General features: G+C 61.6%; 23 protein-coding genes and 1 tRNA gene. 18 read left to right on the plus strand and 6 right to left on the minus strand.

What is annotated here, in order from left to right; genetic code table 11:
• Positions 1–52: 52 nt before the first annotated feature.
• Positions 53–826: a PspA/IM30 family protein gene (locus SynA1524_RS09480; RefSeq protein ID WP_186499606.1), complete on the minus strand. Its 774-nt coding sequence runs from the start codon at positions 824–826 to the stop codon at positions 53–55.
• A gap of 65 nt (positions 827–891) precedes the next feature.
• Between SynA1524_RS09480 and SynA1524_RS09485 the strand changes: the two genes are divergently transcribed.
• Positions 892–1,413, plus strand: coding sequence for a DciA family protein (locus SynA1524_RS09485; protein ID WP_186497267.1), 522 nt, complete (start codon positions 892–894; stop codon positions 1,411–1,413).
• A 1-nt stretch (position 1,414) separates the two neighbouring features.
• Here the strand turns inward: SynA1524_RS09485 and SynA1524_RS09490 are convergent, their stop codons facing one another.
• From SynA1524_RS09490 to SynA1524_RS09500, 3 genes are read right to left on the minus strand one after another with little or no spacing between them, the layout of a single operon-like run.
• The gene (locus tag SynA1524_RS09490; protein WP_186497269.1) at positions 1,415–3,202 is read right to left on the minus strand and encodes an ArnT family glycosyltransferase; all 1,788 of its coding nucleotides are present in this window, start codon (positions 3,200–3,202) and stop codon (positions 1,415–1,417) included.
• Positions 3,203–3,243: 41 nt separating this feature from the next.
• Positions 3,244–4,335, minus strand: a complete 1,092-nt coding sequence (locus SynA1524_RS09495) for a glycosyltransferase (protein ID WP_186497271.1) — start codon at positions 4,333–4,335, stop codon at positions 3,244–3,246.
• Positions 4,332–5,261, minus strand: a complete 930-nt coding sequence (locus SynA1524_RS09500) for a DMT family transporter (protein ID WP_186497274.1) — start codon at positions 5,259–5,261, stop codon at positions 4,332–4,334. Before SynA1524_RS09500 ends, SynA1524_RS09495 begins: the two co-directional genes overlap by 4 nt.
• Positions 5,262–5,314: 53 nt before the next feature.
• Here SynA1524_RS09500 and sppA point away from each other — a divergent pair, with 53 nt between their 5' ends.
• From sppA to SynA1524_RS09570, 14 genes are all read left to right on the plus strand, one after another.
• The gene (gene sppA, locus SynA1524_RS09505; RefSeq protein ID WP_186497282.1) at positions 5,315–6,127 is read left to right on the plus strand and encodes a signal peptide peptidase SppA; all 813 of its coding nucleotides are present in this window, start codon (positions 5,315–5,317) and stop codon (positions 6,125–6,127) included.
• A complete protein-coding gene (aroH, locus tag SynA1524_RS09510) occupies positions 6,124–6,507 on the plus strand; it encodes a chorismate mutase (protein WP_186497284.1) in 384 nt (127 codons plus the stop codon). Before sppA ends, aroH begins: the two co-directional genes overlap by 4 nt.
• A 75-nt stretch (positions 6,508–6,582) precedes the next feature.
• Entirely contained in the window at positions 6,583–7,152 is a 570-nt protein-coding gene (locus tag SynA1524_RS09515) for a DUF2808 domain-containing protein (protein WP_186497285.1), read from the plus strand.
• A 46-nt stretch (positions 7,153–7,198) separates the two neighbouring features.
• Positions 7,199–7,336 (plus strand): 50S ribosomal protein L34, encoded by a 138-nt coding sequence (gene rpmH, locus SynA1524_RS09520; protein WP_011128745.1) that lies wholly within the window; start codon positions 7,199–7,201, stop codon positions 7,334–7,336.
• A gap of 40 nt (positions 7,337–7,376) precedes the next feature.
• Positions 7,377–7,763 (plus strand): ribonuclease P protein component, encoded by a 387-nt coding sequence (locus tag SynA1524_RS09525; RefSeq protein WP_186497287.1) that lies wholly within the window; start codon positions 7,377–7,379, stop codon positions 7,761–7,763.
• Positions 7,760–8,167: a PH domain-containing protein gene (locus SynA1524_RS09530; protein ID WP_186497289.1), complete on the plus strand. Its 408-nt coding sequence runs from the start codon at positions 7,760–7,762 to the stop codon at positions 8,165–8,167. Before SynA1524_RS09525 ends, SynA1524_RS09530 begins: the two co-directional genes overlap by 4 nt.
• A 55-nt stretch (positions 8,168–8,222) precedes the next feature.
• On the plus strand, positions 8,223–9,365 hold the full coding sequence (yidC, locus tag SynA1524_RS09535) for a membrane protein insertase YidC (protein WP_186497291.1): 1,143 nt from the start codon (positions 8,223–8,225) through the stop codon (positions 9,363–9,365).
• Positions 9,362–9,880: a YceD family protein gene (locus SynA1524_RS09540; protein ID WP_186497293.1), complete on the plus strand. Its 519-nt coding sequence runs from the start codon at positions 9,362–9,364 to the stop codon at positions 9,878–9,880. Before yidC ends, SynA1524_RS09540 begins: the two co-directional genes overlap by 4 nt.
• Positions 9,877–11,370, plus strand: a complete 1,494-nt coding sequence (locus tag SynA1524_RS09545; protein WP_186497298.1) for a Ycf46 family AAA ATPase — start codon at positions 9,877–9,879, stop codon at positions 11,368–11,370. Before SynA1524_RS09540 ends, SynA1524_RS09545 begins: the two co-directional genes overlap by 4 nt.
• Positions 11,371–11,448: 78 nt before the next feature.
• Complete coding sequence (locus SynA1524_RS09550; protein WP_173358505.1) at positions 11,449–11,610, plus strand: hypothetical protein; 162 nt, start codon at positions 11,449–11,451, stop codon at positions 11,608–11,610.
• Between the two features lie 41 nt (positions 11,611–11,651).
• Positions 11,652–12,929 carry a serine--tRNA ligase gene (gene serS, locus SynA1524_RS09555; RefSeq protein WP_186497299.1) on the plus strand — a complete coding sequence of 426 codons (1,278 nt, stop codon included), beginning with the start codon at positions 11,652–11,654 and terminating at the stop codon, positions 12,927–12,929.
• Positions 12,930–12,953: 24 nt separating this feature from the next.
• On the plus strand, positions 12,954–14,039 hold the full coding sequence (rseP, locus tag SynA1524_RS09560; protein WP_186497307.1) for an RIP metalloprotease RseP: 1,086 nt from the start codon (positions 12,954–12,956) through the stop codon (positions 14,037–14,039).
• A gap of 59 nt (positions 14,040–14,098) precedes the next feature.
• A complete protein-coding gene (gene rpsN / locus SynA1524_RS09565) occupies positions 14,099–14,401 on the plus strand; it encodes a 30S ribosomal protein S14 (protein ID WP_011128754.1) in 303 nt (100 codons plus the stop codon).
• Between the two features lie 118 nt (positions 14,402–14,519).
• Positions 14,520–16,685 (plus strand): polyribonucleotide nucleotidyltransferase, encoded by a 2,166-nt coding sequence (locus SynA1524_RS09570; RefSeq protein WP_186497309.1) that lies wholly within the window; start codon positions 14,520–14,522, stop codon positions 16,683–16,685.
• On the opposite strand, the gene SynA1524_RS09575 is transcribed toward SynA1524_RS09570, so the two are convergent.
• On the minus strand, positions 16,686–17,603 hold the full coding sequence (locus SynA1524_RS09575; RefSeq protein WP_186497311.1) for a 3'(2'),5'-bisphosphate nucleotidase CysQ family protein: 918 nt from the start codon (positions 17,601–17,603) through the stop codon (positions 16,686–16,688).
• Positions 17,604–17,629: 26 nt separating this feature from the next.
• Here SynA1524_RS09575 and rsmI point away from each other — a divergent pair, with 26 nt between their 5' ends.
• Positions 17,630–18,487: a 16S rRNA (cytidine(1402)-2'-O)-methyltransferase gene (gene rsmI / locus SynA1524_RS09580; RefSeq protein WP_186497313.1), complete on the plus strand. Its 858-nt coding sequence runs from the start codon at positions 17,630–17,632 to the stop codon at positions 18,485–18,487.
• Positions 18,488–18,507: 20 nt separating this feature from the next.
• Positions 18,508–18,738, plus strand: coding sequence for a hypothetical protein (locus SynA1524_RS09585; RefSeq protein WP_186497315.1), 231 nt, complete (start codon positions 18,508–18,510; stop codon positions 18,736–18,738).
• Between the two features lie 4 nt (positions 18,739–18,742).
• On the opposite strand, the gene SynA1524_RS09590 is transcribed toward SynA1524_RS09585, so the two are convergent.
• Entirely contained in the window at positions 18,743–19,513 is a 771-nt protein-coding gene (locus SynA1524_RS09590; RefSeq protein ID WP_186497317.1) for a helix-turn-helix domain-containing protein, read from the minus strand.
• A 62-nt stretch (positions 19,514–19,575) separates the two neighbouring features.
• Between SynA1524_RS09590 and SynA1524_RS09595 the strand changes: the two genes are divergently transcribed.
• A tRNA-Arg gene (locus SynA1524_RS09595) sits at positions 19,576–19,649 on the plus strand.
• Positions 19,650–19,739: the final 90 nt, after the last annotated feature.

The raw sequence follows: 19,739 nt of genomic DNA on the forward strand, positions 1-19,739 counted from the left end.
GAGGTCAGAGCTGCCCTGATCCTATGGAGCCTCGAGCCGAAGCAGCCAGATTTCAGAGTTTGTCGATGGAACGCTTCAAATCCTCGAGATCTGCATCGACTTCCTCCACCTTCACTGGCGTCACAGCCTGGGATTGCTCAGACGCGGGCAGAGCAACGGCCTCCGGGCCGCCCTTGAGCTGGTTGCGCAGCGCTGCCAGCTCATCATCCACATCAGAGCCTCCCTCCAGGGCTGCGAATTGGCTCTCCAGATCAGCACCGGCCAACTCAGCCGCGGCCTGTCCGGTGGCCTCCATCGCCTCGACTTTTTCCTCCATGCGCTCGAAAGCTGCCATGGCGGAATTTGTGCCGATGTTGCCGACGGCGCTCTGGAGCTGTTGCTGAGCCTGCGCCGCCTGGGCGCGGGCCTTGAGCATGTCCTTCTTGGTCTTGGCCTCGGCGATCTTGCCTTCGAGGGCCACAAGGCTCTTCTTCAGAGTGTCGACCTGACCATCCTGCGACTGAACCTGAGCATTGAGAGACGTGGCGGTCTCCTGAAAGGTTTTGCGGCGCGTCAGTGCTTCTCGAGCCAGGTCCTCCTCCCCCTTCTTCAGGGCCAATTCAGCCCGCTCGTACCAGGTTGTGGCTTGGGATGAGGCCTGCTCAGCCTGACTGCGAAGCCGCTTCTGGCTGGCGATGGCCAAAGCCACTGCCTGCCGCAGCTTCACCAGATCCGACTGCATGTCAGCAACGGACTGGTCGAGGATTTTGGACGGGTCTTCCATGCTGCTGACCGCAGCGTTGGCATTGGCGCGTACAAGACGACCCAGCCGATCGAAGAAGCCCATCGGGGATAACAAAACCAATTTGAGATTAGCGAGTTCAGCTGAGAACTCGGCTCTAGGCTCGGTTCATGGCCATCGCTCCAGACGGACAACGTCACAAACTTCGCGGCGTTGAACTGCTCCAGCAGGCCCCGCCGACTCCGGCATCCCCCCTAGGAGACTGCCTCGACCGCCTACGTCAGGACTGGCGGCGGGACGGCAGCCTCGCCAGCCTGTGGCAGGACTGGCCCTCGATTGCAGGCGACCTTCTGGCGACGCACTGTCGCCCGTTGTCCCTCCAGCGAGGCGTGCTCACGGTCGGTGCAAGTCATCCCCAGTGGCGTCAGGCTCTGCAATACAACAAGCCGCAGCTGATCAGTTCTCTCAACAGGGCTGGGCACCCGGTGCGGGATCTACGTATTCAGCAGCATCACACCGGCAGCACCGCCCCACTGCCCAGTGAGACAGACATCTGGTCCCGCCATCCCAGCCGGACCGATATCCACGGCATGGGCACCTGTCCGCAGTGCCACAGACCGGCCCCGAATGGCGAAATGTCGTTGTGGAGCTGCTGCGGTTTCTGCCATCGCCAACGCCTGAGCGAAGGCTGAATCAGAACCGCTCCGGTCGAGGCTTCTGCCAGTCGGCATCAACCCCATCAGCCATCAGTTCCGCTGCACGATCGTTCAGGCGTGTCCGCTCTACCCGCCAGACGGAGTAAACCCCAAAACGACCAAGCCTCTCCTGCTGCAACCCTCGCCAGTGTTTCTGCCGGCGTGTCCCCTCATCAATGATCAACAGAACGGTCGGAGAGGCGTCAGGAGACTGCAAAGGAACTCCTCGCCAGCCGCGACGTTGCTCCTTCGACAGCCGATCCGCCAGGTTCACAAGAGCACCATTGGATCGCCCCTCGAACAGGATCACCTGACCGCCGTAGAAGTGAACCGAAGGTTTCATGGCGCCGACCATGGCCAGCGGCTCCTGGGGCCGCTGCTGATCCACCAGGGTCTGAGTGGCCTGCCGAACCGGAAGCTGCCGCAATTGGTCAGCCAATTCGGCAATCGGAATCACTGCTGTGAGGTGAAAACAGACCAGCGAGAGCTGCACCGAAAGCAATCGGACGACAGGAGCCCATCGCCAGACCACCAACCCCAGCACAGCCGCCCAGCTGAACCATCCAGCCGCGCGCCACACCAGGCCACTGGCCAGAAGATCAGATGCCAGGGTCGGCATTTCCGGGTCGTTGATCAGCGGGACCCAGAGCGGCGCACACCAGAAGCCGACCGCCAGTAGCAGCATTAGCGCCAAAGAGCTGGCCCAGGCCAAAGCAAGCCAGCGATCCCGACGCCCGAGCGCAAAACAGATCAGCAGCGCCGCAGCCGGTGTTGCTGGAAGCCAGTAGCTGGGCAACTTGGTCGCCGCCGTGGTGAACAGCAGCAGCACCGCCAGCAACCAGCAGCCCGCGAACTGATGCAAGGACTGGTCTGGTGATGTTCGCTGTCGGGGGATACGGGCCAATCCCAGCAACAGCAACGGGGAGAAGGGCATGGCCGCCACCAGCATCACGGGGCCAAAGAACCACCAGGGCTGCAGATGGTCATTGACAACGCTCGTGAAGCGCTGAAGGTTGTGATACCCAAAAAAACTATCCCAGAACGGCTGGCCCTCCACCAGCAGTTCCACGGCGTACCAGGGCAGGCTCACCAAGGCCGTCAGAGCGAGACCGGGAAGTGGTCTCAGACGACTCCAGGGCGTGGCCAGATCACGCCTCAGGGCGCTGAACAACAACAGGGTGAGTCCTGTGAGCACCACCGCCACCGGCCCTTTCGCCAGAACCGCCAGACCCAGCACCAACCAGGCCGGCCACCAGCGGTGACGCTCGGGTGCTGCAAACCGCCGCCATTGCAGCATCAGGCTGATGGCGAGCAGTCCGCACAACAGGGCATCACTGACGGCCGTGCGACTCCAGACCAGAACCAACGGCGAGAGACCGAAACACAGGGCAGCCGTTAACGCAGCAGCCACGGGCCGCCGTGGTCCCACCGGAGGCCACCGCAAGAGAGTGTCGCCCAATACCAGCATCACCGCCACGCTGGACAAAGCCGAAGGCAACCGCGCCGCCCAGCTGCCAAGCGGATCCCAGACCATCTGGCCCGGCAGGCTGTAGCCCAGGGCCATCAGCCAATACACCAGAGGCGGTTTATCGAAACGCGGCAGGCCGTTCACCCGGGGTGTCAGCCAATCGCCGGTCTGGGTCATGGCCTGGCCAGCCGCTGCGAACAAGGGCGGCGTTTCATCCACCACACCGGTGGCACCGAGTCTCCACAGGTTGATCAGAACCCCGAGGGCCAGCACCAAGGCCAGCACACCCAGATGCCGGCGGCCGGAGATCACCACCACGCAGCACCTCAGGACAATCCGTCGATGTTGACATCCGCGACTCAGGGCAACGATGAAAGTCCCGCCAGGATCCAGTCTTCGACGCGACGGGCGAAGACCTCCTGCGTGGCATTCGCCTCCACCCAGGCGCGACAGTCGGCACGATCCAGCTCTGGAACGCGTTTCAGAGCATCCGACAGTGCTGAGACGTTGTCAGGCTCCACGAGGAAACCCGTCTGCCCCGACTGCACCAGTTCGCCCGGACCTCCGCGGTCATAGGCCACTACTGGCACGCCACAGGCCTGAGCCTCCACCACCACATTGCCGTAGGCCTCATTCCACTTGGGCGTGTTAATCAGGGCCCGGCAACGCCCCAGTTCCTCCTGCAGATCAGCGGTAGGCAGGAATCCACGCCATTGAAGGGTTCCCGTTGGCACCATCGCCTCCACCGCCTCTGCGTAAGCAGGGTCCTCCCGCAACCCCCACACCAGCAACTGCTCCCCCAAGGCCGCTGCTGCCGCAGCGGCATCCTCCAGTCCTTTCTCCGGCGCCACGCGACCAGCCCAGCCCAGAGGTCCGCCGGCCTCTCGGCGGAATTGATACCGGGATAAATCAAAGCCGTTGCCCACCACCCGTGGCGGTTGAGGAAGCCGGAAGTCCGCCGCCTGACGAGCCGTGTGAAAAGCCAGTCGCTGCTGATCCCAAGACGCCAGCGCCTCGATCTGATCCCGCATCACATCGGCCACGGCACCCATCGAGATCAAGTGAAAAAGCCGCTGAGAGACGTGGGGCGTGATCCACAGCGGCAGCCAGTCGTAGCCGAAGTTGATCACGGCATCGGCTTCCGCACCGATCTCAAGAGAGATGTCGAGGAAGCGTGGCAACAGCCCAGCACGGGGGATCAACACCGGGGATTCCCCATCGAGGTGCTGCCAGCTGGGTTGATCCAGACCCTGGGCAGTCAGCAGCTCCACAGCCTCGCAGCCCTCCGGCAGCCGCGAGCCCTCCGCAGCGATCAGCCGAACCCGGTGGCCTCGATCCACCAGCCCCTTGAGCAGTGAGCTCAGGGTCAGTTCAACACCACCGCCCCGACCACTCCCCAACCCACCGATCGGAGTACTGACCAGGATCAAATCGAGGGGGCGAGAGGTCATCCCACCGGCTGAGGCTCCCACAGGCGTCGACGCTGGCTCACACACACCACTGATACCAACACCATCAGCGCACCAACCCACTGAAGCGGATCCAACCGTTCACCGAGCAACCAGCCACCTGTTGCCAGAGCGAAGACGGGCGTCAGAAAACCCAGGCTGCTGAAGGTGGTGAGGTCACGACGGTTGGCGAACCAGAAGAACAGGCCATAGGCCAGGGCACTGCCCAAAAGGGTGGCGAAGCCCATGCGCCCCCAGTCCGCCACGGACCAGGGGGGCAGCGTCCAGCCGTTCTGCCATTCGGCTGCCAACAAAAGGGGGCAGCCTCCGAGCAGCATGTGCCAGGCGGTCACGGCCACCGGATCGCTGTGACGAGCTGCATAACGAATCAGCACGGTCCCCACCGCCATCGCCAGAGCCGCCAGCAGCATCCACCCCTCACCAGGCTGAAGCAACTGCAGCAGTTGGGGTGGATCCAGCAACAACCACCAATGACCCAGCAGATCTGCTGGCACACCGAGGCAGACGATGCCCGCCAGGCCAAGGGCCAGTCCGAGCCAGCCGATGGGGTTGATCGATTCAGCGAACAACACCCTGGCCAGGAGCGCCACCAGCAGGGGCTGGGAATCAATTAGTACCGAACCGAGCCCTGCGCCGGTTTCCGCTAACCCACAGGCCAACAACCCCTGGAACAGGCAGGCATCCACAAGGGTGAACAGAAGGAACCAGGGAAGGTCACGACCATCCAGAGACCAGCGACGGCCACTGATCACGGCCCAGGCCATCAGCACAAAACCAGCTGGCAGCAAACGGAAAGCCGCAACAAACCAGGGACCACCACTGACAATCAACGGCGCCATCGCCGTCATGGCCGTTCCCCATAGCGCGAAGGGAAGCACCATCAGCAACCAGAGACGCAGTGGTGCCATGGGAAAGGAGGAGGATGCTCTTTTTAAGATCTGGGGTATTGCAGTTGCGAAAGATGATCTGGCCCTGGCGCCGTAAATCCCGTCGCCGGATGGCACGGATCGTGGTGGATGGACCGATCACCGGCAGCACCCGTCAGCGGGTGCTCAAGGCACTCCGTGACGTAGAGGAGCGTGAATTCCCTGCCCTGCTCCTACGCATTGACAGCCCCGGCGGAACGGTTGGCGACAGCCAGGAGATCCATGCAGCACTGCTGCGTCTGCGGGAAAAAGGGTGCCGCGTGGTGGCCAGTTTTGGGAATATCTCGGCCTCCGGTGGCGTCTACATCGGCGTGGCGGCCGAATCGATCGTGGCCAACCCCGGCACCATCACCGGATCGATCGGAGTCATCCTCCGCGGCAATGACCTTTCAAAGGTTTTTGAGCGGATTGGCATCCGTTTCGACACCGTCAAAAGCGGCGTCTTCAAGGACATTCTTTCTCCGGACCGCCCTCTCAGCCCTGAGGAACGCGCGCTGCTGCAGGAGCTGATCGACAGCAGCTATGGACAGTTTGTTCGCGTTGTGGCGGAAGGGCGATCGCTGACGGAGGAGACGGTCCGCGGATTTGCCGATGGCCGCGTCTTCAGCGGTGAACAGGCCAAAACATTGGGTTTGGTCGATGAACTGGGCGATGAAGATCATGCCCGGCGCCTCGCCGCACGGCTGGCCGACCTTGATGAACAGACCACACGTCCGGTCACCTTGGGAAAGCCCCGTAAAAAGTTAATGAATCTGCTGCCGGGTTCTCAGCTGATCGCTCTGTTGCAGCAGCGCCTCAGCCTCGAGCTCATGGGCAGTGGTCAGGTGCTTTGGCTTTACCGGCCATGAATGACACACCGCTTCGCCTGGTGGGTCTGCGAGGCGCCACCACATGTGCTGCCAACACCACGACGGACATCCGCCAGGCTGTTCGTGAGCTGATCGATGACCTGGTCAGCCGCAACGGGATCAGTCCCGCCCAGATTGTGTCCGTGACGTTCTCCGTCACGGCGGATCTGGATGCCTGTTTTCCCGCTGCAGAAGCACGCCAGCGCAACGGCTGGGACAGCGTTGCTCTCTTGGACTGCCAGCAGATGGCCGTTCAGGGCGACCTGTGCCATTGCATCCGAGTGCTGGCCCATGTGTGGCTGCCGCCTGAGCAGACCCCCCAGCACCCATACCTGGGTGAAGCCAGTCGACTGCGACCAGACAGATCTGGGCACAACTGACAGCTCAGCGGCCGGCCCAGGGACCGCCCCTCCCTGCATATGTCTCAGGAGAATCCCCTTAACAGAGTGAACGTCATGAAACCGTCCATTTTTCGGCAGGCCTTGTGCGCCAGCGCAGCCGCCTTTCTGACCACTGTCAGCAATTCATTGACACCTCCCACCGCCCATGCACAGGGGGGCACTCCTGGCCTGATGGAATTCCGCTGGGACAGCGATCGGGACTACAGAAAGCTCTACTACTTCCAGACGTCGTCGATCGAGAACGATCGCTCCGAGTGGTATCTGCATCTCAGGGCTAAGGACCGTAAGACGTCGATCATGAAGTTGACCGTGACGGTGCCGGACTACTTCGACTCCAAGTTGCGTCCTGAGCGGATGACGCTCTGCCGCACCTCCTCCGGCAGCATGATGAGCCGCACCCGATGCCTGGAGGAAGTCCCCGCCACGATCGAGGTCAACAAGACGCAAACCGCGATCGAGGTTTACCCAGACACTCCAGTTCCTGTTGAGGGGGATTATTCGCTGCGCATCAAGCTGTTCAACCCTCAGGGGAAGCGGATGTATCAGCTCAATGCCCTGATCCAAGCCCCCGGTGACGTGCCCATGTCCGGCTACGTCGGCAGCTGGCTCATTGATCTGGACTGACTGATAAAATCGTTAGTTCTGATCGGCCGGACGCCAACCAACTGTCATGACGAAGCGCACTCTGGGTGGAACCAGCCGCAAGCGGAAGCGGGTCTCCGGTTTCCGGGTCCGCATGCGCTCCCACACCGGCCGTCGCGTGATCCGCACCCGTCGCAAGCGGGGCCGTTCCCGTCTTGCCGTCTGATCCGGCTGATCGCTCTGCTCCTTCTACAACGCCAGGGTTGATGGCACTCCCCGCCTCCATGCGACTCCGGGGGCACCGTTGCTTCAACAGGCTGCATCGCATCGGTCGCCGTCATCACGGCGACTGGATGGTGTTGCGCGTGATGCCAGGGGAGCCACGCTTGCTGCGACCGGAATTGCGGCGACATCCAACGCGCTGCTGTCGCTGCGCCCTGGTGATCAGCAACAAAGTGAGTAAACGGGCTGTGCGCCGGAACCGCCTGCGTCGCCTGTTGCATCAACACCTGCGTCAGCAGCTCGAACATCGCGGGGATCTCGCGGGTCGATGGGTGTTGATCAGCCTTCGCCCTGAAGCGTCCGAGGCGGATCCATCACAGTTGCTCGAAGAATGCGACAGTCTTCTCAGTTGTGCAGGCCTGGGCCAATGACCAGCATCCAAGAGGACGTTTATTACGACGGTGGCCCGGCCAAGGGTGATCTGATCTTCAACCTCCTGCTGGGTGTCACTTTGATCGGATTGCCGTTCACGATCGGGGCCATTGTCCGGGCCGTCTGGCTGCGTTTCCGCATCACCAGTCGAAGGATCTCTGTTACGGGCGGTTGGATGGGCAAGGAGAAAACCCAGGTCGTTTACTCCCAAATCAAGGAGGTTCGCAGCGTGTCTAGAGGCTTTGGCGCATGGGGCGACATGGTCTTGGTGCTGAATGACGGCGCCCGTCTTGAAATGCGCTCTGTGCCGAGCTTCCGCGAGACAGAGGCCTACATCCTCGAACGCATGGCCTCCCGCTCATCCGCACCTGCAGACAAGCCGGTCGAGGGATTCGCCGCCTGAATCAGATGTTCGTGCACACTGGCACCACAACGTCACCAACCACGGGTTCTTCAACGTGATCGGGTACATCTCCGACAACCTGCTGATCCCGATCCTGGATTTCTTCTACGGATTGGTTCCCAGTTACGGCCTGGCGATCGTGGCCCTCACGATCGTCATCCGCGTCGCCCTCTATCCCCTCAGCGCCGGATCGATCCGCAGCGCTCGGCGCATGCGCATTGCGCAGCCTGTGATCCAGAAGCGTCAGGCTGAAATCAAGAGCCGCTACGCCAATAACCTGCAGAAGCAGCAGGAGGAACTCGGCAAGGTGATGAAGGAGTTCGGTAGTCCTTTGGCGGGATGTCTGCCGTTGTTAGTGCAGATGCCGATCCTTTTCGCCCTTTTCGCCACCCTGAGGGGATCACCGTTCGCCGATGTTCCTTACACGATCAACCTCAAGGTTCTGCCAGCCGATCAGATTGCTGCTGTGGAGCCCAAGCCTTTCAACAGCGCCAGCCATTCGATCTTCATTGCGGAAACCGATCACGTTCCCGTCATCGCCAGCCTCCCCCGCGGCACAAAGCTTGGTGTAGGTGACAGCGCCACGGTCAATCTCCACACCAAAGACGGGAGGGGCTTCGATGACGTGCTCACCGCTGTGGACAACCCTTCAAGATTTGCCCCCAACTGGTCGATCACCAAGGGCGATGACGTAGTGAGCGTCAGCGATGACGGCACCATCACCGCCCTGGCCGCCGGTGACGCCACTGTGGAAGCCAAAATCCCTGGACTAGCGGCCCGCAGCGGTTTCCTGTTCATCAAGGCCCTGGGTCAGGTTGGCTTCTACGCCGACGGAGACATCAACTGGGATATCGCCATCTTGGTTGGTGGTTTCGGACTCACTCTGTTCCTATCCCAGCTGTTGTCGGGGATGGGTATGCCGGCCAACCCACAGCAGGCCACTGCCAACAAGATCACCCCTGTGATGATCACGGGAATGTTCCTGTTCTTCCCGCTTCCCGCCGGCGTTCTGCTTTACATGGTGATCGCCAACATCTTCCAGGCGTTGCAGACCTTCCTGCTCACCCGTGAAGCGCTGCCGGACAACCTCCAGAAAATCCTTGACCAACAGATGACCCAGCAGACGGTGCCCGCCACAGCGACGTCGGCTGGCGCTGGCGATGCCCGCCTTCCCTTTGAACCCAAAGGCGGCAAATGATTGAAGGCCTAGAGCCTTTTCCCCTTCAGGAACTCCGGGTGCTGGGGGCTCCTCGCCACTGGTCCGTCGAAGGACATCTTGATCAACTGACGTCGTTGACCCCAGTGCGGGGCCAACTCAATGCCGAACATCGCGGCAACGTTCTGATCGTGGAAGGAGAGCTGTCCACCATCGTGAACCTCTGCTGTGACCGCTGTCTCGGCCAGTACAACCATCATCTCCGTTGCAGCAGCTCGGAATTGATCTGGCTGGGTCAATCACCACCGACGGAGGAAGAGCTTCAAAACTCCGAGGACATCGCCGCGATGGAGGGGCTGGTCGAATGCCTCGATCCCAGGGGGGATTTCAATCCCCAGCAATGGGTGTTCGAACAGCTGAACCTGCAGCTGCCTGTGGTGAATCACTGCGGCAAACACTGTCCGGGACCGACGATCCGCCCTGAAGCGTCTGTAGGAGCTTCAGCTGAACCGATCGATCCCCGCTGGGCTGCGCTGCGGGGTTTGCAACAGCCATGACAGCTTGCACCAGCTGGTGTGATCAGTTCGATCTGCTGATCCGAGCGAGAACGGCTCTGATCTGGATCCGCAGCAACGAAGAAGCGCGGGTGGAAGCGCTATTGACGCAGACAGCTACCCGTTTGCAGCATCAGTTGGGTTGCTGGGATTTCATCGACGGCCTTCAAGGCGTTCTGAACGTTGAGGGGCTGGGGAGTCGTCAGCCGATGGCTGTTCTGCAGTGGTTGCGAGACTTGGACAGCAGCAGACCGACCCTTCTGCTGGTGAAGGACTTCCATCGCTTCTGCGATGACCCCGGCATCGCCCGGATGCTGCGCAACCTCCAACAAGCACTGCGCAGCACCGCCCATACGTTGGTTCTCTGCAGCGGCAGCTGGTCGCCGCCAACGGATCTGGACGAAACCCTCACCCTTCTCGATCTGCCGTTACCGGACACCGATGAGCTCCGCGGCCTGCTGAACACCATCAGCCTCAGCAGTGGCACCCCACTGGAGCCCACAGTGCTCGAGGAGCTCACGCGAGCCTGCAGCGGCCTCAGTGAACAGCGGGTCCGCCAGGTCGCGGCCCGAGCCCTGGCCCGTCGCGGTCAGCTTGGTGCTGCAGACCTGGAGGAAGTTCTCGAGGAGAAACGTCAGAGCATTGCCCGCAGTGAGGTGCTGGAGTTCTGCGTCACAGAGTCCGGCACCGAGGCGATCGGTGGCCTGGAGGCTCTCAAGGACTGGTTGCAGCAGCGTCATCGAGCCTTTTCCGACGAGGCCCGTCGCTTCGGACTGCCCATGCCACGGGGCGTGCTGCTGGTGGGCCCCCAGGGAACCGGCAAATCCCTCACAGCGAAAGCCATCGCCCGCAGCTGGTCGATGCCCCTGCTTCGTCTGGATGTGGGGCGTCTGTTTGCCGGACTCGTCGGTGCCAGTGAGGCCCGCACCCGCGAAACGATCCAGCGGGCGGAAGCCATGGCGCCGTGTGTGCTCTGGATTGATGAGATCGACAAGGGCTTCGGTGGTGATGGCCGCAGTGACGGGGGTACGAGTCAACGGGTGCTGGCCAGCGTGCTCACCTGGATGGCCGAAAAACAGTCTCCGGTGTTCGTTGTCGCCACGGCCAACGGTGTCGACCAGCTGCCACCCGAACTGCTTCGGAAGGGGCGCTTTGACGAAATCTTCCTGTTGGACCTCCCCTCGATGGAGGAGCGACGCAGCATTCTCAGCCTGCATCTCAATCGACGCCGCCCAGGTCTGCAGCTGCCGCTGGACACGGTGATCAGCCGGTGCGAAGGGTTCTCCGGCGCCGAGCTGGAACAGACCGTGATCGAAGCGATGCATCTGGCATTCGCAGAAGGCCGTGAGCTGAATGAAACCGACCTGATCCGTGCTGCCTCACAGCTGATCCCCTTGTCCAGAACGGCACGAGAACAACTGGAAGCCCTCCAGGCTTGGGCCTCCAGCGGCCGCGCCCGGCCGGCGTCCATTGCGGGACGTAAAGAAGCCTGACCCCACGTAACGAAGCAAGCTTCAGGTGAAGACGCGGTTAAAAGCGATCCCTACGGTCCGATCAATCGATTTCAACCCGTGGAACGCCCGAACGACATCACCACCCAGCTCGCAGTGGCCTGTCTTGGCGCTGGCGTCATCACCACCGTGGCCGTGGCCCAGGGACAGAATCCGATCACAGCTCTCGGCATCACCGTGTTCTCTGCCGTAGCTGCTGTGATGCTCGGACAAGTTCTCTGATCGGCTTGCCATAGGCTGCCGGCGCCTCCTCTGCAGGATCCGTGCTCGACCAGCGCCTGGTGCGTGAGAATCCCGACGTCATTGCCACTGAATTGGGGCGTCGGGGGAAATCCGTTGATCTCACCCGGCTTCAGGTGATCGCTCAGCAGCAGCGCAAGCTTGAGGAAGAACGCAGTGGCCTCCAGGCCGAAGGCAACCGCATCGGCAAGGAGGTCGGCCAGAAGATCAAAGGGGGTGCCGACCCCAAAGGGGAAGAGGTCGCTGAACTCAGGCAGCAGGGCAACGCCATCAAACAGAAGGTGGCGGTGCTGGAAGAAGAGGAGAAGCACCTCTCCACGCAACTGAAGGAACAACTGCTCACCTACCCCAACCTGCCTTCACCGGACTGTCCGGAGGGAAAGGACGAGAGCGACAACGTCGAGCTGCGCCGCTGGGGCAGCCCAAGACAGGAGGAAGGGCTGGAGGAGCACTGGCAGATCGCCGAACGACTCCACTTATTCGACACTGAGCGATCCGTCCGCATCGCCCAGAGCCGTTTTGTCACCTTGATAGGACATGGCGCTCGGGTGGAACGGGGACTGATCAATTTCATGCTGGACCTGCACACCAGCAAGGGCTACCGAGAAGTGATGCCTCCGGTGCTGGTGAACAGCGCCAGCCTCACGGGATCGGGGCAGCTGCCCAAATTCGCCGATGACTGCTTCCGTTGCTCGGAGGACGACCTCTGGCTGACCCCAACCGCCGAGGTGCCGGTGACCTCACTGCATCGCGACGAGATCATTCCCGCCGATCAGCTGCCGCTCCGCTACGCGGCCTACACCCCATGTTTCCGCCGGGAAGCCGGCAGTTACGGACGTGACACTCGCGGGCTGATTCGTCTGCACCAGTTCAACAAGGTTGAGCTCTACTGGTTCACCCACCCGGACCATTCCGCAGAAGCCCACGCTCAGATCACCGCCGATGCGGAAGCCGTTCTTCAGGCACTGGAACTTCCCTACAGGGTTCTTGATCTCTGCACAGCAGACATCGGCTTCTCAGCGCAACGCACCTACGACCTCGAGGTCTGGTTGCCGGGTGCAGCGGCTTACCGGGAGATCTCCAGCTGCAGCGTGTGCGGAGATTTCCAGGCCCGCCGTTCTGCCATTCGTACCAAGGAAGGCAAATCCACAAAACTCGTGCACACCCTCAACGGCAGTGGACTGGCTGTGGGGCGCACGATGGCGGCTCTGCTGGAAACCGGCCAGCAATCCGATGGCAGCGTTCTGCTGCCGAAAGCTCTGGTGCCCTACGTCGGCTGTGAACGACTCCAGCCAGAATGACTCGATTGCGCGATTGAGAACGGCATGAATGTGTTCGCGGCTCTGGCCGTTCTGGCGCTGCTGATCGTTGTTCACGAGGCCGGTCATTTCCTTGCAGCCACCCTGCAGGGGATCCGGGTCAGCGGCTTTTCAATCGGCTTTGGCCCGGCACTGATCAAACGCCAGCGGCGCGGAGTCACCTACGCGATTAGGGCCCTGCCCCTGGGGGGGTTCGTCGCCTTTCCAGACGACGACGAGGACAGCACCATTCCTGCTGACGACCCGGACCTGCTGCGCAACCGCCCCATCCCGCAGCGAGCCCTCGTGATCGCTGCGGGAGTGCTGGCCAACCTGCTGCTGGCGCTCGTGGTCTTGTTTGGACAGGCTGCCCTGGTGGGGTTGCCTGCGGAACCTGATCCAGGGGTGCTAGTGGTGGCGGTTCAACCGGGAGGAGCCGCTGATCGCGCTGGGCTGACCCCAGGTGATCGTGTCCTCAGCTTGGAAGGAGACCTTCTTTCCGCAGGCCAGGAGGGCGTCAGATCCATGGTGGAGACAATCAAAAGCTCCCCCGATCAGACGCTCAAGCTTGAGCGCGAGAGGGATCAGCGATTGGAGGTGATCAGCATGACGCCGCTCAACCAACAGGGGCAGGGACGCATCGGCGCTCAGCTTCAAATGAACCTCAGCGGGGAAGCCAGGACAGCAGCCAACCCAGGAGAGCTGTTCAGCTACACCCTCGGGCAATTTCAGAACCTGCTGAAGCAGACGGTGGCAGGTTATGGAGGCCTGATCACCAACTTCCGGGCCACCGCGAGTCAGGTGAGTGGTCCGGTGAAGATCGTGGAAATGGGGGCCCAGCTCAGTGAGCAGGGAGGTTCAGGCCTTGTGCTGTTCATGGCGCTGATCTCAATCAATCTGGCGGTGCTGAACGCCCTGCCTCTGCCGCTGCTGGACGGCGGACAGATGCTGCTCCTGGTGATTGAGGCCATCCGGGGTCGCCCAGTGCCTGAGCGTCTGCAACTGGCAGTGGCTCAATCGGGTTTCCTGTTGATCGTTGGATTGACCTTGGTGCTGATCGTGCGGGACACCAGCCAGTTGTCCGTGGTTCAGCAGCTGATGGGAGGTCGCTGATTACGAAGAGTGCCGCCGTGTATGCTCCTTGGTTCGTCCTACCGCCGCTCCAGAGCTGCATGGCTAAGAAGTCGATGATCGCCCGCGACGTCAAGCGCAAGAAAATGGCCGAGCGATATGCGGCCAAGCGTGCGGCGCTGATGGCGGCGTTCAATGCAGCGGACGATCCCATGGATCGTCTGGAGATTCATCGCAAGATTCAGGCGCTGCCCAGGAACAGTGCCCCCAGCCGCATCCGCAATCGTTGCTGGGCCACCGGTAAACCCCGTGGCTACTATCGCGACTTCGGCCTCTGCCGTAACCAACTGCGCGAGCGAGCACACAAAGGCGAACTCCCCGGCGTTGTGAAGTCCAGCTGGTGAGATTCGCTGTTGACCCAACAGCATGAATGGTTCTGCAAAGGGAGCTTCGGCTCCCTTTTTTGGTGAGCGGATGCGGTGAAATGTCAAACTATCGGTTGACAAGTGGACATAAACCGTCGTGCAAGGACAAACCCAGTCGATCTCCTTTGATGGACGCGAGATTCGACTGACCACCGGACGTTTTGCCCCCCAGGCGGGCGGATCCGTTCTTGTTGAATGCGGCGACACTGCCGTCCTGGTGACCGCCACCCGTTCCGGCGGACGAGAGGGCATCGATTTTCTGCCTCTCATCTGCGATTACGAGGAGCGGCTCTACGCCGCTGGTCGGATCCCCGGCAGCTACCAGCGACGTGAAGGTCGCCCCCCCGAGCGGGCCACCCTCACTGCCCGTCTGATTGACCGGCCGATGCGGCCCCTGTTCCCAGGCTGGCTGCGGGATGACCTTCAGGTGGTCGCCACCTGTCTATCCCTGGACGAACGTGTCCCGTCGGATGTGCTGGCCGTAACCGGTGCCTCCATTGCCACGCTGCTGGCGGGCATTCCCTTCAACGGTCCGATGGCAGCCGTGAGGGTGGGCCTACTCGGCGATGACTTCGTGCTCAACCCGAGTTACCGCGAAATTGAACGCGGGGACCTCGATCTGATCGTCGCTGGCACCCCGGATGGTGTGGTGATGGTGGAGGCCGGTGGCAACCAGCTACCCGAACAGGATGTGATCGAAGCGATCGACTTCGGTTACGAAGCAATCTGCGAATTGATCAAAGCCCAGGAGCAACTGCTGAAGGATCTGGGCATCGAACAGGTGAAGCCGGAGACCCCCAAGCAGGACACCACAGTGCCGGCTTACCTGGAGAAGCAGTGCACCAAAGCGATCAGCGAGGTGCTGAAGAAATTCGACCACACCAAGGATGAGCGCGACAAGGCCCTGGATGCCATCAAGGCGGAAGCCGCTGAAGCCATCGCCGGCCTGAAGGAGGACGATGCCATCCGTGTGGCCACCGCCTCCAATTCGAAGCTGCTCGGTAACAGCTTCAAAGCGCTGACCAAAACCCTGATGCGCCAGCAGATCCTCAAAGACGGCAAGCGAGTCGATGGTCGCGCCCTGGATGAGGTGCGCGCCATCAGTGCCTTGGCTGGGGTCCTCCCTCGACGGGTCCATGGTTCCGGCCTGTTCCAACGTGGTCTCACCCAGGTGCTCTCCACCGCCACCCTGGGCACACCCAGCGATGCCCAGGAGATGGATGACCTCCATCCCAGCACCGAGAAGCTGTACCTGCACCACTACAACTTCCCGCCTTATTCCGTCGGCGAAACCCGACCGATGCGCTCCCCCGGACGCCGCGAAATTGGCCATGGCGCCCTGGCCGAACGGGCCATCCTGCCGGTGCTACCCGCCAAGGACACCTTCCCTTACGTGGTGCGGGTGGTGAGTGAAGTACTCAGTTCCAACGGCTCCACCTCGATGGGCTCCGTCTGCGGCAGCACCCTGTCGCTGATGGATGCTGGCGTCCCCCTCAAGGCACCGGTGAGCGGTGCGGCCATGGGCTTGATCAAGGAGGACGATGACATCCGCATCCTCACGGACATCCAGGGAATCGAGGATTTCCTCGGCGACATGGATTTCAAAGTCGCTGGCAGCGAGAAGGGCATCACGGCCCTGCAGATGGACATGAAGATCACCGGTCTGCCGGTGAAAACGATCGCCGAGGCGATCAACCAGGCCCGTCCAGCCCGTCTGCACATCCTTGAGAAGATGCTGGAGGCGATCGACACACCACGCGAAGGCCTGTCCCCCCATGCTCCGCGCCTGCTGAGTTTCCGGATCGATCCCGAGCTGATCGGCACGGTGATCGGTCCTGGTGGGCGCACGATCAAAGGCATCACAGAGCGCACCAACACCAAGATCGACATCGAGGACAGCGGCATCGTCACCATCGCCTCCCATGACGGTGCGGCGGCTGATGAAGCTCAGAAGATCATCGAAGGCCTCACCCGCAAAGTGAATGAAGGCGAGGTGTTCTCCGGATCGATCACCCGGATCATCCCCATCGGTGCCTTCGTCGAGATCCTGCCCGGCAAGGAAGGCATGATCCACATTTCTCAACTCTCCGAAGCTCGGGTGGAGAAGGTGGAGGACGTCGTGAAGGTGGGTGACGAGGTCACCGTGCGTGTTCGGGAAATCGACAACCGCGGTCGTATCAACCTCACCCTGCGGGGCGTGCCCCAGAGCGGCGACGGTGCCGGGGAGGAGCCTCAGCCCACCCCGGTGGCACCGCTGAGCTGATCAAACCTGAAAGCCGGGATCGACCTCGGCCATCGCCCGCGTCGCACGCTCTCCGAGCTCGGCATGGGCTTTTCCATGGCTGGCGATCAGGCAACCGGCCTGACGCACATCGCCAGTGTTGTAAGCGAGGTCCGTCTGATCAGCGTGCGTGAAGCGTCCACCGGCCGCCAGCAACACGGCCTCAGGGGCCGCCATGTCCCAATCCTTGGGGGCACTGCGTCCGGATAGGGAGACGTAGAGGTCGGTTTCGCCTCGCAGGATGGTGGCAACCTTGTAACCAACGCTGCCCACTGCCTTGGAACCGCCAAGCACGAGGGCGTCAATCAGCTTCACCAGACGGTCGTCGCGGTGGCTGCGGCTGGCCACCAGGATCAGATCCGAAACAGCGGTTCTATCGCTGAAGCGAACCGGCGAGCGCTCACCCTGACGGTCTTCGCACCAGGCGCCCTCGCCGACGATGCCGATCCAAAGCTCATCGGCTTCCGGCAACAGCACCACCCCCAGCACGGGACGATGCCCCCGCACCAGTGCCAGATGAACGGCGTATTCGCCTGTGCCCTGGAGGAAATCCTTGGTGCCGTCCAAGGGATCCAGGATCCAGAGCCACTCCGCCTGCAACGGTTGGCCTTCCGTGAGCTGCTCCTTGGCCGTTTCTTCACTGAGCAGAGTCCAGTCAGCCTTAGGAAACGCAGCTGACAAGCCATCCAGCAGCCATTGGTTCACGGCCAGATCAGCAGCAGACACAGGGCCTTCACCGCCATCGTCGACGCTGAGAGCCTTGGGGAATCCATGGGGCGGTTGCTCGCCGCGGGCATAGGCCCTCAGGATGTCGGCAGCCCCCCAGCTGAGGAGACGGAGTTCTGACAACAGAACGTCCTGGTTGACGCCGGCAGGCAGGACGGCAGGGCTTGGCATCATGATCAGAACAGGCGCTGGCCATTGTGATGCAGCGGGACGAGCCAGCCTCGGGATGCCTGTATCTCGTGGGCACACCCATCGGTCACCTTGGTGATCTCTCACCAAGAGCCAAAGCGGTATTGGCTGGGGTGACCGTCATTGCCTGTGAAGACACGCGCCACAGCGGCCAGCTGCTCAGCAGCCTGCAAGCCAGCGGCCGCAAGCTGTCCTTCCACCAGCACAACACACGCACCCGTCTACCGCAGTTGCTGCAGGCGCTGAGCGAGGGCGACAGCGTGGCGGTGATCAGCGACGCCGGACTTCCCGGCATCAGCGACCCCGGCGAAGAACTGGCAGCGGAAGCGCGTAGCGCAGGCTTTGAAGTGATCTGCATCCCTGGCCCCTGCGCCGCTACGACGGCTCTGGTCAGCAGTGGACTGCCCAGTGGCCGCTTCTGCTTCGAGGGATTCCTGCCGGTTAAAGGAAAAGAACGTCGACAGCGCTTGGAGCAGATCGCGAGCGAGCCGAGAACCACCGTGCTCTACGAAGCACCGCACCGATTGCTGCCTCTCCTCCAAAGCCTGGAGGAGCACTGTGGTGCCGAGCGCCCTCTGCAGGTGGCGCGGGAGCTGACCAAGCGACACGAACAGCAGGTTGGACCAACCATCGCGGCCGCTCTAGAGCACTTTCAGACGCAACGCCCCCAAGGGGAATTCACCCTTGTACTGGGGGGGTGCCCAGAACAAACACCATCAGAACCTGATGACAGTGAACTGCTGGCGCGATTGCAGGAATGCATCGCTAACGGTGCTAGCGCCAGTGATGCAGCTCGGCAGCTCGCCCTGGAGAGCGGCATCAGCCGCCGACGCTTGTATGCATTGATTCACCAGGACCCGTCAGAATGAGCTCATATCGAAGATCCTTGGTGTTGTTACGTCTCCGACTGATGCTGATCAGCCTGGGGATGGGAACGGTGCTGATCATGTTTCTGTGCCTGGGGGCTCAGAACCTCAAAGACCGCCACAGCATCCAGGTTGGATCCGCACGATCAGTACCGCTGCCAACGGGCTTCCTGGTGGGACTCTCGCTGGTGATTGGTGTGGTCAGCGGCGGAAGTGCAGCTGCCGTGATGTTGCCGGAGCAACGCTGGGACTGATCAATCAGCCCTGCGCAGCTGCATCCAGCGCGATCAGGCTCCCATCCATGACCAGACGGGTAATCCCGCGAGCCAACAGGTAGGGACTCGTGCGTTCAAAGACGGCCGTGTCAGGAACTTTGATCACCCGCTGACTGCGACCGCACTGGCGTTTGGCAGCTCGAGGATTGCCATAGAGAAACAGGCCCTGCCGATCAAGCTCGGACTCCTCGAGATGAGCAAGTTCTGGGAAATCTCGCAACGGGCGCGCATCGAGCTCCACCACCTTGTCCACAAGCATGTAAACGCTGTTCGGCAGAGAGCCTGCCTGCAGAGGCTGCACCTCCACTGGAAGCCGATCACTGAGATCAGCCACCCCTACCAAAGGCACAAGTTCAGTGAAGGTATGGCTCGCTTCGGAGTTGTCGTCCGCTGCAACCCCTTCCTCCTCATTGACTGGATCCGTGTCCTCACCGAAGTCGTCGGCATCGTCCAACGCCAGGTTTGAAACCGCTTCAGCGTTGTCCTCATCTTGCTCTGAGGCACTCGCCTGCACCGCATCAGCGGCTGCAACAGCCACAGGAGCAGCCTCCGCGACTGGCGTCACTGTTCCGGTCTTCTGGCGACTGGCCTTGAGAGCGGCATAGGCCTCTGGGGGCAGCAGCGCCTTCACCGTGCGAGTCACGGTGTTTGGGCTGCAACCGAAGACCTCCGCCAGGGCAACAGTGGACTCTCCAGCCTTGTAACGACCCACCAGGTCCTGCTTCTCGCTTTCGCTAAGACGACGTGGGGCCATCAATGTCGTTTAGGAGCTCCAAACTCTAGGAGCCTTAGGTGGCTGGCAGAATGCGATCGGCAGCTCCCTTAGCTCAGCTGGATAGAGCAACTGCCTTCTAAGCAGTCGGTCGATGGTTCGAATCCATCAGGGGGCGTTAGTTATACCAAAGGTTCTCAGCGTTTCTGAGAGCCATTTTTCATTTCATCTTGCAGCCTTGTGCGCAGAATTGTGCGCAGATTCATTG

Origin of the sequence: Synechococcus sp. A15-24 (assembly GCF_014280195.1) — a bacterium.
GTDB lineage: Bacteria > Cyanobacteriota > Cyanobacteriia > PCC-6307 > Cyanobiaceae > Parasynechococcus.